The organism is Psychrobacter sp. TPE 89C (assembly GCF_055522395.1).
The window spans coordinates 13,412-27,261 of sequence record NZ_JBVFXW010000023.1 but is presented as its reverse complement, the minus strand read 5'-3'; the positions used below and the strand labels follow the sequence as shown (position 1 = coordinate 27,261).

Annotated in this window: 11 protein-coding genes; 2 read left to right on the top strand and 9 right to left on the bottom strand. The window is 43.7% G+C overall.

Translation table 11 applies throughout. The annotated features are described in order from the left end of the window. Nucleotides 1-127: 127 nt before the first annotated feature. The 8 genes from ACZW67_RS08470 to ACZW67_RS08435 form a co-directional block, all read right to left on the bottom strand. Complete coding sequence (locus ACZW67_RS08470) at nucleotides 128-934, bottom strand: sterol desaturase family protein (protein ID WP_465182899.1); 807 nt, start codon at nucleotides 932-934, stop codon at nucleotides 128-130. A 14-nt stretch (nucleotides 935-948) separates the two neighbouring features. Beyond that, entirely contained in the window at nucleotides 949-1,599 is a 651-nt protein-coding gene (locus ACZW67_RS08465) for a CDP-alcohol phosphatidyltransferase family protein (protein ID WP_465182898.1), read from the bottom strand. A 79-nt stretch (nucleotides 1,600-1,678) separates the two neighbouring features. Continuing rightward, nucleotides 1,679-2,308 carry an ATP-binding cassette domain-containing protein gene (locus ACZW67_RS08460; RefSeq protein WP_465182897.1) on the bottom strand — a complete coding sequence of 210 codons (630 nt, stop codon included), beginning with the start codon at nucleotides 2,306-2,308 and terminating at the stop codon, nucleotides 1,679-1,681. A 47-nt stretch (nucleotides 2,309-2,355) separates the two neighbouring features. Next, on the bottom strand, nucleotides 2,356-4,167 hold the full coding sequence (locus ACZW67_RS08455; protein WP_465182896.1) for an ABC transporter permease: 1,812 nt from the start codon (nucleotides 4,165-4,167) through the stop codon (nucleotides 2,356-2,358). Then, a complete protein-coding gene (locus ACZW67_RS08450) occupies nucleotides 4,164-5,459 on the bottom strand; it encodes an ABC transporter substrate-binding protein (RefSeq protein WP_465182895.1) in 1,296 nt (431 codons plus the stop codon). Before ACZW67_RS08450 ends, ACZW67_RS08455 begins: the two co-directional genes overlap by 4 nt. Before the next feature lie 7 nt (nucleotides 5,460-5,466). Next, entirely contained in the window at nucleotides 5,467-7,620 is a 2,154-nt protein-coding gene (locus ACZW67_RS08445) for an FAD-dependent oxidoreductase (protein WP_465182894.1), read from the bottom strand. Nucleotides 7,621-7,965: 345 nt separating this feature from the next. Beyond that, complete coding sequence (locus ACZW67_RS08440; RefSeq protein ID WP_110922835.1) at nucleotides 7,966-8,385, bottom strand: hypothetical protein; 420 nt, start codon at nucleotides 8,383-8,385, stop codon at nucleotides 7,966-7,968. A 371-nt stretch (nucleotides 8,386-8,756) separates the two neighbouring features. Beyond that, nucleotides 8,757-9,290 carry a DUF2058 domain-containing protein gene (locus tag ACZW67_RS08435; protein ID WP_201591500.1) on the bottom strand — a complete coding sequence of 178 codons (534 nt, stop codon included), beginning with the start codon at nucleotides 9,288-9,290 and terminating at the stop codon, nucleotides 8,757-8,759. 475 nt (nucleotides 9,291-9,765) lie between these two features. Here ACZW67_RS08435 and ACZW67_RS08430 point away from each other — a divergent pair, with 475 nt between their 5' ends. Both ACZW67_RS08430 and ACZW67_RS08425 read left to right on the top strand, forming a co-directional pair. Next, nucleotides 9,766-10,629 carry a universal stress protein gene (locus ACZW67_RS08430; protein WP_465182893.1) on the top strand — a complete coding sequence of 288 codons (864 nt, stop codon included), beginning with the start codon at nucleotides 9,766-9,768 and terminating at the stop codon, nucleotides 10,627-10,629. A 163-nt stretch (nucleotides 10,630-10,792) separates the two neighbouring features. Further along, nucleotides 10,793-11,476, top strand: a complete 684-nt coding sequence (locus ACZW67_RS08425) for a cupin domain-containing protein (protein ID WP_465182892.1) — start codon at nucleotides 10,793-10,795, stop codon at nucleotides 11,474-11,476. Between the two features lie 129 nt (nucleotides 11,477-11,605). Here ACZW67_RS08425 and ACZW67_RS08420 read toward each other — a convergent pair whose 3' ends face one another. After that, on the bottom strand, nucleotides 11,606-13,807 hold the full coding sequence (locus ACZW67_RS08420) for a TonB-dependent siderophore receptor (RefSeq protein ID WP_465182891.1): 2,202 nt from the start codon (nucleotides 13,805-13,807) through the stop codon (nucleotides 11,606-11,608). Nucleotides 13,808-13,850 lie beyond the last annotated feature (43 nt).

Here is a 13,850-nt window from a genome sequence, read left to right as displayed (position 1 = left end):
GATTGGACTGATATAACTATTATGATGGAGGACAGGCAGCTCGGTACTTACAAGAGATGAGAGTGGTTAAAGTGTTTTTTGCCACATCTAACAGTTAGATGTAGACATAGTGTATGAATGCCGTTATTTACTTGCCTTTGAATGATTGATTTTTAAAGGGCATCAATAATAAATTCCATAGAGAAGCGTTTTGTTTGGGCAAAGGGTACTCTTTTAGACCAATATCCAACTCATGATCAGATTTTCTGGCCTCACTTTTATAGCTACCAAACAACTTATCCCACCAAATGACGCTAAAACCATAGTTTGAATTGGTCTCGCTCACACGTTGACTATGGTGGATACGATGCAAAATCTGGGTCATTAATACTAAACGCAAGGGCTTTTCAATCGCAGGTGTCAGGCGGATATTGGCATGATTGAACATCGCCAATCCATTTAGGGTAATCTCAAAAATCAGCACGGCGATAGCAGGCACACCCAATAAGCTGACAGCAATGAGTTTGACCACGATGCTTAATACGATTTCGATAGGATGAAATCTAAGCCCTGTACTGGTATCAACGTGCGCATCGGCATGATGCACTCTATGTAAGCGCCACAGAATAGGCACGCGATGGAATAGTCGATGCTGCCAATAGATAACGATGTCGAGCAATAGCAGACTCAATACAATAGCTACGATGATTGGTAAATCAATGATATTAAATAAGCCAATACCGTGCTGCTGATTATAAAGTGCCACAGCCGTTAGCCCGATAGGTATGACTAGACGTGTAATGAGAGAGGCTGCAAACACTAGGCCAAAATTAGCAAACCAACGCGTGCTACTTTTAATCGGCGCTTTGCGTGCAGGCATAAGCCATTCAAGCATCATCATGATGACTAAGATGCTAAAAAAAACGCCAAGTCTCCACCATACCTCATTTGCCATTATTTGCCTCTTTACTATTTTTCTAGATATGGTTTTTGATGAATGTCAGCCTCTAGCTGTTTGAGCGTATGGTAGCCCCCATGGATGCGGGTGAATATTGTGACGGCACAGGCAGTCGCAAAGATACCAGCAAGTAGTGCAAAGTGCTGCGGCCAAAGACAAAATGCCACAAACAGCGCGATGGTTTCGGTGCCTTCAGTTAGTCCGTTTAGATAGTAAAAGCTTTTGTACTTAAACTGAGGCTTATCCAAATTAAACTTTTCTGCTGCTATAGCAAATGCCAAAAAGCTTGAGCCAGTACCAATGAAGGTGGCTAATAATATCGAACCTGCAATGGCGTTTTGTTCAGGGTTGGCCAAAATAAAGCCAAGCGGTATGGCTGCATAAAATAAAAAATCTAAGGTAATGTCCAAATAGCCACCAGCGCTCGAGCTTTGGTTGGCATGTCGAGCCAGTGCACCATCCAGACCATCAAAAACGCGATTCACTGCGATAGCTGCAAGCGCCCCATACCAAAACTCAAACGCGAGTAATGGTAAAGCTAGCATGCCAATCAAAAACCCCACCATCGTGAGTTGATCCGCTGTGATACCGCACTTGTGCAGTACGACAACCACAGAGGTCAGTATTGGTTTGATGATGGGCGTGATAAATTTATCGAGCATGCGAATGGCCTTTTGTAAGTCGCGTTGATGTCTAGGGCGAGTCATCATTCATCGAAAGTGATGATACGCCCTAAAACAATCAGGTTAAATGAATGACTTTGCCGCCTGCTGCCTCGGCATCACTGTGGTCATGCGTCACCATAATCGCAGGCAGTTTGAACGTGCGAATTTGCTCAAATACCAACTGACGTGTATCGACTCTAAGCTGCGTGTCCAATTTGCTAAATGGCTCATCGAGCAATATGGCTTTTGGCTCACTCATCAAGGTTCGTAGTAAGGCGATTCGTGCTTGCTGTCCCCCTGATAAGTTATCAGGATGTCGACTACCCATGCCTGCCAATCCAACTCGTTCTAGTGCTTGTTCTATTTTTTCTAAGCGCTGTTTTTTATTACCTTTAGGCATAGCAAAGGCGATATTTCCAGCAACGGATAAATGTGAAAACAGCAAAGGGTCTTGATACAGTACCCCAATATGGCGTAAATGCGGCGGAAGTTGGCACACGTTTTCATCATTTAACCAAGCTTCGCCCGTGGCATGGAAACCGCTGGGCAATGTGCCTGTGAGCCAGTTCAAAAAGCTCGATTTACCACTACCAGATGGCCCCATAACGGTGAGTATATCACCGCCAAAAATTTGCTCATCTATGCCTAGTAGACGCGTGTCTTCTCGATATAGCTCTAAGTTTCTTATCTCTAAAGATGGTGACATCAAAACCCCTTTATTCGTATTGTCATTATTGGCTTATGTAGGGCGTGTTAATGAGTGTTGTTTTTGCCACTTCTAAAAATATATTTAGGGAGCAGACTTGCCAGTATAAAACCAATCAGCGGTAGTGCCATTTGGATGATGGCATAGACCGCACTAGTGCGCCTACTTGCCCCATTTGCGAGTGTCACGGCTTCTGTAGTGATTGTTGCAATACGTCCGCCGCCTGCCAATAACGTCGGCAAATATTGGCCGAAGCTGATCGCTAGACCCAGTGCAACGGCAATCAAAATAGGCGTAAACAGTTGTGGTAATTTGACATGAAAAAACACTTTTATAGGTGTCGAACCTAAGCTTGCTGCCACATTCGCAAAACGTGGGTCTAAGCGTCGATAGCTGCTTGCCAGCGATAAAAACACATAGGGCAATACAAATAATAAGTGCGTAAATGCCACATTAAAAAATGCCGCTTGGTTATTGATCAGTTGCTGTAGCCAGACCAAGCCAAATAAGAAAGCGATGCTAGGCACCAGCAGCGGCAAGTAAATGATTAAGCTGGTAAAGTTTGAAAGTCGCTTTGCACTTAATTGCTCGGCTTCCAAACATAATAATGTGAGCACAATAGCAAAGAGGGTGCTCACTAGGCCAATAGCAATGGTATTAAAGAGTGGCGTACCCATTTGCATAAAGGCACTTTGGAAATGTATCAATACAAACTGTTCTGGCAAAGCGTCTGGAAACCGCCAAAACCCAGCCACTGACCACATGGCAAGACCAATGAGTGACATGAACATAAAACCAATGACCACAGTGGTCATAGTGGCAGTGATTCTTTGACAGACAGCATCTCCATAATTGCGTTTACCATTGGTTAGTGAGCCACAGAATAGTATTTTTACTATTTGCTCACCGCCAAGCCATAAAGCGATTAAACCACCTGTCAATGCCAGCTGTAATAATGCCCCTGCTGACGCTTTTATACGTAAATTTAGATCCACATCATTGAACCACTGCATGATAGTGACTGCAAGTGTGGGCGGTGTATTCGGGCCCAATATCAATGGCATCTCTACACTGGCGCTGGCATAGGCAAGCACCGCCAAAATCGGCAACCGCAGCAATGGATATAGCAGAGGAAATACCGATTTAAAAAAGGCGGCAATGGGGTAATAACCCAAATTTAATGCGACTTTATACTGTTGGCGCAGTTTTTTACCAAGCTCTGGTTGTGCCAAAGCACCCAATGCGATGAGTAATAAAAAAGGCAGCTCTTTTAACGTTAAGCCCAGAATGATACTGATGCCGTAGGGATCATGAGGAAATATCCCTTCTGGTGACATTTCCCAACCGCTTAACCACGGCGATATCAATCGTGAAAACATACCAGAAGGTGCAATGAGAAAACCAACGGCAATCGCCGCTGCGGCATGAGGAATCACTAAAATGGGGCTTAGCAAATGTTCGATACGCGTGAGCCAAACACTATTGAAAAACGCTGCCAGTATCATGAGTGTCATGACAAAAGCGAGCAGAGTGCTGATGAGTCCCGTTGCCAAGCTAAGCGCCACCATCTGGGTCAGACCTGGCGTCATCCAAAGGTCTTTAAACCCTTGTAGACTGATGGTCGTCTGGTCAAGTGCGGGCACCCAACTAAACGCAGGCAATAGCACACTAATCAGTCCGCCAAGTACCGGTAGCACCAGTATCAGTAATAAAAGCTTTGGACTAAATATAGCAATACGCGTAAATAGGTCTTTTTTATAAGGAGTGGCAATAGCCGTACAGTTATTGACGCTGCTTTTATTGATATCGCTTTTATTGACAGTACCTTGAGTGGCCTTGTCATTCAAATCTTTATTCATGGGCGAACCCCGTAGCGTGCTTGCCAGCCTTCCATAATCGCCTCAACCCAACTTGGGTGTGGCTCGCTCACTGTGCGTGTAATACTATCAAACGGCAATGCACTAGGATGGGGTTTGTTGGTTTTAAACAAGGCTTGCTGCTCAGAGGTGAGGGTAGATTGGACAAGTACGGTTTTGTCACCCCATACAGAGGGCGTTTGTTTTTTGGCTTGTGCCTCTGGACTCATCAAAAAGTTAGCGACAAGCTGTGCCGCTTGCGGGTGGCTGGCATTGTAAGGAATGGCCACAAAGTGAGTGTTACTCAAGCTACCATCGCTCATCGCATAGCTACGAATACTTTCAGGTAAGTCATAACGCTGCACGGCTGCTGGAACTTCAGGGGCTGAAAAGCTAAAGGCTAAACTGAGCTCGGTATCATCGACCAACCGACGCATTTGCGCACCCGTTTGTACAAACTGCTCACCCTTGCGCCAAAGCGTCGGATGCAAGTCATCCAAGAATGCCCATAGTGGGTCGAGGACAATCGCTTTATTCTGTTCAGTGACAGGCATGTTGAGCTGAGCGCTGGTATTCTCGCCAGTATCGGCATCGTGTTGCTCATGCAGCATAACCAATGCGTATTTCAAAAAGCTAATACCTAAAAAGTCAGGGGGTTTTGGATAGCTAAAGCGACCGGGATTTTGTTTTGTCCAAGTCGTTAGTTCTTTTAAGGTAGTGGGTGGCTTTTTGACGGATAGATTATCGTAGTAAAAAGTCAGTGACGCTTGTCCCCATGGTGCTTCCATACCATTGGTAGGTACACCAAAATCAAAGGTAACAGCGGGGTTGTTATCAGGATCAGTGAGAGCAAAGTTAGGCAGCTTGTTTGCCCACTGTTTGAGCAATAGTGAATTCTCGCTCATGGTGGCAAAGTTTGCGCCATTAATCCAAATCAGATCTACGCTACCTTGGTCATTGTTATTGGCTGATTTTTCTGCCAATACTCGACTGACGGCTTCACTGGTATCTGTGAGTTTTACATGGACCAAGTTGATGTTATATTTATCATCAACTTGCTTGGCTACCCACTGTAAATAGGCATTGATTTGAGGGTCTCCGCCCCACGCGTAGAAGTAAACGTCTTGATTTTTACCCTGAGATTCAACCTGCTGCCAAGGTGCTTCCTTGCCATCACTGCTAATATTAGGGGAGGCAGTGCTTGCAGAGATACCGATACAAACGCTTAGCGCCATAGCATAAGAGCTATAGCGCATGACGTTTTTTAATGCTGGCAAGGATTTAAGAACGTGCATTGATGGGCTAACCTCGACGCCAAGTATGGTATTTTTCTAGCCAGCTTAATACGCGCTGAGGGGCATGGTCACGTTTCCATTCACCGGCCACATATTTGTTGCCTTCCGCCCAAGTTGGGTAGCTATGAATAGTACCAAGTATTTTGTTCAGTCCCAAGCCGTGTTTCATCGCTAATACAAACTCAGCAATCAAATCACCAGCATGTTCAGATACGATGGTCACGCCAAGTATTTTATCTTTCCCTTTAGGGGTAATGACTTTGATAAATCCTTTAGCTGCGCTGTCAGTAATGGCACGGTCTAGTTCTTTGAACTCAAAGCGGGTAATCTCGTACTCAATACCTTTGTCTATCGCGTCTTGCTCATTTAAGCCGACACGTGCGACTTCTGGATCGATAAACGTGGTCCATGGAATCACACGGTAGTCTACTTTAAACTTTTTCAGGTTACCAAATAAGCCGTTCACTGCGGCATACCAACCCTGATGGGCTGCGACATGAGTAAACTGATATGGGCCTACGATATCACCTGCTGCAAAAATATTAGGATACAGCGTTTCTAAGTATTCGTTGGTGACGATAGTACGGTTGGTTTCGATACCCAAATCTTCAAGGCCATAACCAGTCAGGCGAGCGCTTCGACCAACGGCACACAATAGCTCATCGTACTCTATGTCGATTTCAGTGTCGTTGTGTTTAACGACAATATACTTTTTACCATCACGAGCTTCACAGCGTAGTGCTTGATGTGAGGTCAAAATGTTTACACCGCTTTCAACCAGCGCTTGGTGTGCAAAGGTAGACACTTCAAGATCTTCTTTGATCATGATGCGCTCACTCATCTCAATTTGAGTCACATTTGAGCCCAAGCGTGCAAAACTCTGCGCCAATTCACTACCGATAGGACCACCGCCCAGTACGACCAGCTTTTTGGGCGCTTCGTCTAGTTCTGCAAACTTGTTCCATATGGTATCGCTGGTCACGTAGCCCGTTTCTTCAATACCAGGTAATGGCGGTACAAATGGGCGTGCACCAGTTGCAATAACGATAGTACGGGCAGTTAGCTTTTGTGTGCCACCATCATTTAGGGCGATTTCTACCGTCCATGGATCGATGAGCTTGGCATAGCCTTTTACCACATCGACACCCAAATCGGTATAACGCTCAACACTGTCATGCGGTGCAATCTCAGCCACGACATCATGTACACGTGCCATGACTTTTTTGAACGAGAACTGCGGAGACGCATTTTCAAGGCCGTAGTTTTTACCGTGGCGAATTTGATCTGCGATTTTTGCACTTTTAATCACGGCTTTACTTGGGACACAACCATAGTTTAAGCAATCACCGCCCATTTCACCTGCTTCGATTAATGTTACTTTTGCTTTAACAGCAGCAGCAATATAGCTCGTTACCAAGCCGCCAGCACCCGCACCAATAACAATCATGTTGCGATCGAACTGTTTGGGCTTCGAGTAGTTTTTATAGACGCGACGTTTTTTAAACACATTTAAGATTCCTTTAGCAATAAGTGGGAATATGCCCAATAAAGCGAACGATAAAATTAAATTGAGCGATAAAATACCTGACAAGCTTTCTATTTGCGCAAGTTGCGTACCCGCATTAACGAATACAAAAGTACCTGCCAGCATACCTACTTGGCTTACCCAGTAGTAGGTCCATGACTTAATGGCGGTCACACCCATGAGCAAATTGATTAAAAAGAAGGGAAATACAGGGACTAAACGTAATGTGAATAAGTAAAAGCCACCTTCTTTTTCGACGCCCGCATCGATAGCGGCAAGGCGTTCAGGAAAGCGCTGTTTGATGGTATCGCGTAGCAAATAACGTGATGCTAAAAACGAAAGTGTCGCGCCAATACTTGAGGCAAATGAGGCAATGACTAAGCCCTGAAACAGACCAAATAAAGCGCCGGATGCCAATGTCAATATGGCAGCGCCAGGTAGCGAGAGGGCCGTAACTACGACGTACAGTAAAAAGAACCCACCGATAATAAGTAACGGTGACTCTGCTTTATAGTCGTTGAACTGCGCCATCGAACCCTTTAAGCCCTCAAGCGTCAACAGTTGGTTGAGGTCAAAGTAGAAAAACCCCACTGCTAATAGCACTATTAACAGTATTAGAAATATTCTCTTAATCATGAAAGATTCGGCCTGATAGTAAAGCAAAGGTTTCATTCATAGTCATCTTTCTATCATTAAAACTATGATCAAAAAACTTTTGCTGTTTTAGTGATGGTGGCAATTACATTGAATTGTTGAATAATCTATTCGTTTACCTGCAATAAAACAGCTAAGTTGTTAGTTTAAATAATATATAGCTTGTATCGCTTTAGCTAGCATTTATATTATTGCACCATTTAACCTCTATAGCTTTGCTACGGCAACACCTGCATTTGACGTACCACCTGTACGGTCTACGCTTGGATTGCTGGTACTGAATTTATTTAGATTTGACCATAGTCAAACGATAGACTCTGTTTATATCTATGTCAAAGGAACAGTTTTGCCCACAGTTCGTTTGCCCAGTGTCAATGTATCCCAGTCTCTCATCAAGAAGAGAGCGATACATGCTGCCAGCATTGGCCATGCGGCAAAAAACAACAGGTTATCAAATGGTTCTAGATATAAAGCAAAGGTCGAAAAAGTGGAGCCCGCATGAGCCAGCAGCAAAATACCATAGGTCCAAGTTTTAAATAACCCGACAACAAACAGTATGATAAGTATCAACTGAACAGCGCCCATAACATAGAATATGGAATCACCCATATTTTCCATTCCATAAAACTTAGACATAACGCCTGCAGCATGGTCAGGATTGATAAATTTATCAAGCGTCCAAAATAAAAAGACTGTGAAGATACCAAGTCGAAGTAATAAGAGTGAAAGTGGCAAATGTTTTGGCATGAGAAATCTCTTTTTGAGAAATTTTGAAAGCCTTTTCAAAACTTCTTGATGAGTAGGGTGCCGATATTGGCTTTTGTTATATGATTAGTAAAAGTCAAAATGTGTTCAATTCTTGAGTGATTGCTCAATTTCGAGCAAACCTTATCGCTAAATAGGTCAAGAAATCGCATTGTAGTTGCTATTGAATGGTTGTTCAAGTTCGCATCGCCACGTATGGCAAGGTTATGGCGATTTGTTACCTTTTTCAATAAAACCTGTAACGCTAGCTTAAAGGTGATTGTTTTCTATACAATAAAAAAACCCTTTGTAGAAGTAAGTACTCTACAAAGGGTTTCTAAGTTAACAAAGCAAGTATTATAAATACTGACTGTTTACCACATCAAATCATCTGGAATCACATAGGCGGCATAAGGGTCATCTTCTGCCAACACATCTTCTGATGTATCGTTTGATACAACCATAAAGCCTTCCATTTTTGAATCTATACGATCTGCTAATGGGCGGGGAAGCAGTGCATAGCCTTCTTCTAATCGCGCAATGACGACATGACCAGCGACGATTTGGTCATATAGTTTTTGGGTAATAGAGATTTTTTTGACTTTAGAGCCATCAACGAACTGATAGCTGACATCACCACTGATATCAGTGATTTGATGCTGCTTAATCATTTGGATGATATTGGCCTTGAGTGCTTTTTCTTCTAAAACGCGTTGTTTTTCTTGATTGAGCTGCTGATCTTTCTCTAGTTTTTTTGCTTGCGCATCTGCCAATGCTTTTTTCGCTTCTAGACTTTCTGAGTCACCAGTACGTTTGGCATGCTGATTTTGCTTGCTGATTTTATTGGCTTTTTTGCTATCTACCAATCCCGCTTTGAGTAGTTGAGCCTGTAGGGCATTTTTTGCCATAGTTCCATCACCTAAATAACGATATTTAAATCACAAATGCTAAAAAATACATTGTAGCAAAATTTGTTAGGGCATGTTGTCAGACGATGACAAGACTTTATTGCTGTACTAGAACCACGTTTCTTTAAATGTTGTGCAATATAAAGACAGCAGAGTGGATATTATTGTAGAGGCAGGCACACATCACTGGATGAAGTCAGCCAAATTGGTTATTATCGAAGTAATGGAGAGGATTTTTCCAGAGTATTTGGGATGAGCATTGGACGCTATATGGAACTAGGGCGTATCCTCAATTCAATCGATAGTCATCTAAATGGGATAAAAATGGCTAAATCTTGCCAAACGGCGTCAAATAGCTGACTAATATCTCGATATTATCTGCGCTATTTTCCTTGTTTGACTGCAATTTATCTCATTTTTATTACCATTTTTAAAATGAGGACACGCCCTAAATAATTAAAATTAAGGACATATTATGACAACATCACAGCACGTTTTAGCTTGTATTGATGGTTCGGCAGTGACTGAATCAGTTTGTGACTATGCAGCATGGTATGCCAGTAAGTTGAATTTACCTGTTGGTTTGTTGCATGTCAGTGAGGTTCCAGCATCGACCAGACGCGATTTGTCGGGCGCGATAGGGGTGAATAGCCGCCAGTTTTTGTTAGAAGAATTGACCCAGATGGATGAGCAAAGAGCAAAGGTGGTCAACAGTTATAGCAATGCCTTGGTCCAAGATGCAAAAAGCCACATCCAAAATGATTTTGAGGATGTCGCTATCCGCATCTATCAACGCCGCGGCAAGCTGCTACCTGCCATTGAGCATTTTAAGGCAGAAAATCGTGCCATTGTCATGGGTCGACGCGGAGAAGATCACAAAAACAGCCGTATCAATATCGGTAGTCAAATCGAAACAGTCGCCCGTGCATCTGATGTTCCTATCTTGATTTGTTCAGAGACATTCAAAGCACCAAGCTCGTACATGATCGCTTTTGATGGTAGCAAAACCGCCATAAAAGCAGCATGGATGGTTGCAAGGAGCCCAGTGCTAAAAGGGCTGCAAGGTCATATCGTTATGATAGGAAGCCACAATGATGCTGCTAAGCAGAGCTTAAGTGCTGCAGCAGCACAATTAGAAGCGGCTGGGTTTATTGTGGCGGCTCATCATTTATCAGCGGCGGATGCAGTCAATGGTTTGTTGGCTTTTCAAACGGAAAACGACGTCGATATCATGGTGGTTGGGGCTTATGGTCATTCTAAATTACAGCAACTGTTTCTCGGCAGTACGACAACAGAGATTATTGCCAGTACATTGTCGCCAGTTATTTTAGTGCGATAAGTGCAATAAAGGTTAGGGCGTCTTATAAAAGTACTGCAGTTCTTATCTATCTCTAATGATTCTTAAAAAATGATTGATAATTATGAATAAGGCTCAATAAATGATGCCAGATACTTTATAAGAGAGTATTGAGTTACACCCTACTATTTTTGGACATAATCTTATGCTTATTAATGCAGATTTTTCTAGTCGCGCGGCGCTTGCCGTTGAAGACCAACAGTGGGTAAACTCACCGCAGAGTGGTGTAGAACGTATCATGCTAGATCGCGTTGGCGAAGAGAAAGCCCGAGCCACCAGTCTGGTGCGCTACGCACCTAATTCTTATTTTCCGCATCACCTGCATCCAGGTGGTGAAGAGATTTTGGTATTGTCAGGTACGTTTTCTGCAGATGACAAACATTATCCTGCAGGCTGGTATTTGCGTAATCCCCCGTCATCAGGTCATACCCCTTATAGTGATGAAGGTGCGGTGATCTTTGTGAAGCTCAGACAGATGCTATCTGATGAAGACCGCTATGTCGCTATCGATACTCATGATGATGCCAATTGGACACGCCAAGGCAATCGTGATATCTGTGCGCTTTTTTCTGATGATGGCGAGCAGGTGAGTTTGCAACGTCTCACAGCAGGCGACGTATTATTCAACGAAGATATCATTAATGGTGTAAGTGCAGGCGGTGTAGAGTTACTGGTTGTAGAGGGCAGCCTAGTAGAGGGTGATAAAGTATATCAACGAGATAGTTGGATACGTCTACCAGTAGGTGAGCAGTCGCAAATAAAAGCAGGGTTAGAAGGCGCCACGGTATATATTAAGACAGGACATCTAATACAAGTGATTGGTCTATAATTGGCAACTGACCAAGCCAACTGAATTTTCTACCTTATTTTCTACCTTGGTGTTGTAAGTGTGCATCTTATACTTTCATCTATCATTTGATAAAAACTGGCTATTATTACAATAGCCAGTTTTTTATGATTAGAAGTTGGCCTTTAGACTGACTGTCATCTGGCGCTCTGGTCCCATCCAGCAGTTATTGATGTCATAACAAGAACCGACGTAGGTTTTATCAAAGAGGTTGTTGATACTGGCACCGACAGTGAGCATAGGATTGATTTCATAATTGCCACCGATATCTACCAATGTCACGCTTGGCAACTCATCTGAATTTTGTTTATCGATCTGCATGCCGCCTTCATAGCGAACACCCGCATTGAGCGTCAGCTTATCTGTGGCGTAGTAGTCTGTCCATAGCGTGGCTTTATGTTTCGCTGTTTGCGCTGGCGTGTTACCGACCACATCAGGGTTGAACTCATCTTCTGTAATCTCAGCATCGGTATAGCTGTAGCTCGCCGCGACATCCACCCAGTCATTGAGCATATGACTGCCGGATACTTCAAATCCTTTAGACGCAATCTCACCCGTTTGGGTTTGACTTCTATAATTGACGTAATCTGACACCACGACATTTTGTTGTTTAATATCGAATACTGCCAGTGTTCCTTTGGTGCCACCATCTGCCGAGAGATATTTAATACCAGCTTCTAGTTGATCAGCCGTCGTCGGTTTAAATGGCTCATCGGTCACGAAGTTGCTACCAACGACTGGCTGGAACGATTGTGAGTAGCTCGCATAAGGTGATAGCCCATTATCGAAATCATAAATAGCAGCCAGACGACCACTGGTTTCTGATGCATCATTATTAATGGTTTGGTCGCTATACGTCATACCTGAAGAGGCTTTGGTTTGATCAGTGGTGCTCTTGAATTTATCATGTCGTAAGCCTGCAACCACTGTCCAGTCTTGCCATTTCATCTCATCTTGCACATAAAAACCAAGCTGGCTCTGTTCGATGTCTTCATATTGACTGTAGACATCTAAAGGTAAAGTGTCGGCATCAATTTGAGAAAAATCAGGGTTAGACAAGTCAAGGTTTGGCGTACCATCCGCGCCAGCATCATAGTACGCGGCAGTGCTATCGGTCTCTTGATACTCGACACCAAATAATAAATTGTGCGAGGTATTGGCTGTATCGAATTGATAAGCCAGCTGGTTGTCTGTGGTCCAGTTTTTCATGGTTTCATCGGTGGTATAGGCCACACGGTTCAATATCGTATCACTACCGCTGACAAACCCTCCACTATTATACATATTGCGTTGCTCTGCTTCGGCATCGGTATAGCGCAGTATGTGCTTAAAGGTTAGTTGGTCATTGATGTCCCAGTTTACGGTGACACTCGGCATGAATACTTCTTTGCTAAATTTATTCCATTCGTCACCCGCATAGGCATCGCTATCCAACTTGCCGTAGCTAGCGTTATAGACAGTACCGACCGAAGGCAGCGGAGTAGAGGGCACCATGTCTGGATCATCTTGATAAAATAGATTAGCAAGTACCGACACGTCATCTGTCGCTTGCCATTCAAGCGATGGATTGAGTAGGGTGCGTTCTTCTTCTGTGGTCTGCATCTGGCCGTCTTTTTTGCGTTTCAATGCCACAAAGCGATAATTCAAGCTGTCTGTAAGCGTCCCTGTTGTATCAACTGCCACTTCTTTTAGGTTTTGATTGCCTAGTCGTAGCTGTACCTCAGTTTCTTGGGTGCTTTTGGGTGTTTTGGCTATTTGATTGACCATACCGCCGGGTGCCGTATAACCATAAAGTGAGGATGCGGGCCCTTTGACGACTTCTACGGCTTCAGTTGCATAGATGTCTACTTGCGGCATGAGGTTCCAAGCACCATCGTAAGGCAGTCGCAATCCATCATAAAAATTCGATAAGGTCTTAAAGCCACGAACTCTATACTCATCAAAGATAGATACCGTGCCGCGACTCTCAGAGCTAACACCGGGCTCATAGCGTAAGGCAGCGTTGACACTGTCAGCTTGGCGTTTTTGCAATAGGTCTTGATCGATTCTGGTATAGCTCATCGGCGCATCATCAGGGTCTAATGCGGTTTTTGTCCCTGTACTTCGGTAACTATCGGCATAGACAGTTATCGTATCTAAGGTCGTTGATGGTGTCGCTGTCTCAGAATTTTCTGTCTGAGTATTGCTTAGCGTGCCCTCAGTATCAGCTGACTCAGCATAAGCTATATGACTGATGCTCATGGCTAAGCCAATTTGTACTGCTATGGCCAGATGTTTTTTTCGGATAGATTCAGAGGTTAAAGGAAGCCGCATCATATTTCCTGTTCAATAATATTCGTTGAATATGTTGGATTTA

Bases quoted from the DNA above. Each gene is read 5' to 3' on its own strand.
- ACZW67_RS08430 (WP_465182893.1), top strand. From the start codon at position 9,766: ATGACAACATCACAGCACGTTTTAGCTTGTATTGATGGTTCGGCAGTG.
- ACZW67_RS08460 (WP_465182897.1), bottom strand. From the start codon at position 2,308: ATGTCACCATCTTTAGAGATAAGAAACTTAGAGCTATATCGAGAAGAC.
- ACZW67_RS08470 (WP_465182899.1), bottom strand. From the start codon at position 934: ATGGCAAATGAGGTATGGTGGAGACTTGGCGTTTTTTTTAGCATCTTA.
- ACZW67_RS08425 (WP_465182892.1), top strand. From the start codon at position 10,793: ATGCTTATTAATGCAGATTTTTCTAGTCGCGCGGCGCTTGCCGTTGAA.
- ACZW67_RS08455 (WP_465182896.1), bottom strand. From the start codon at position 4,167: ATGAATAAAGATTTGAATGACAAGGCCACTCAAGGTACTGTCAATAAA.
- ACZW67_RS08435 (WP_201591500.1), bottom strand. From the start codon at position 9,290: ATGGCAAAAAATGCCCTACAGGCTCAACTACTCAAAGCGGGATTGGTA.
- ACZW67_RS08445 (WP_465182894.1), bottom strand. From the start codon at position 7,620: ATGATTAAGAGAATATTTCTAATACTGTTAATAGTGCTATTAGCAGTG.
- ACZW67_RS08465 (WP_465182898.1), bottom strand. From the start codon at position 1,599: ATGCTCGATAAATTTATCACGCCCATCATCAAACCAATACTGACCTCT.
- ACZW67_RS08420 (WP_465182891.1), bottom strand. From the start codon at position 13,807: ATGCGGCTTCCTTTAACCTCTGAATCTATCCGAAAAAAACATCTGGCC.
- ACZW67_RS08450 (WP_465182895.1), bottom strand. From the start codon at position 5,459: ATGCACGTTCTTAAATCCTTGCCAGCATTAAAAAACGTCATGCGCTAT.
- ACZW67_RS08440 (WP_110922835.1), bottom strand. From the start codon at position 8,385: ATGCCAAAACATTTGCCACTTTCACTCTTATTACTTCGACTTGGTATC.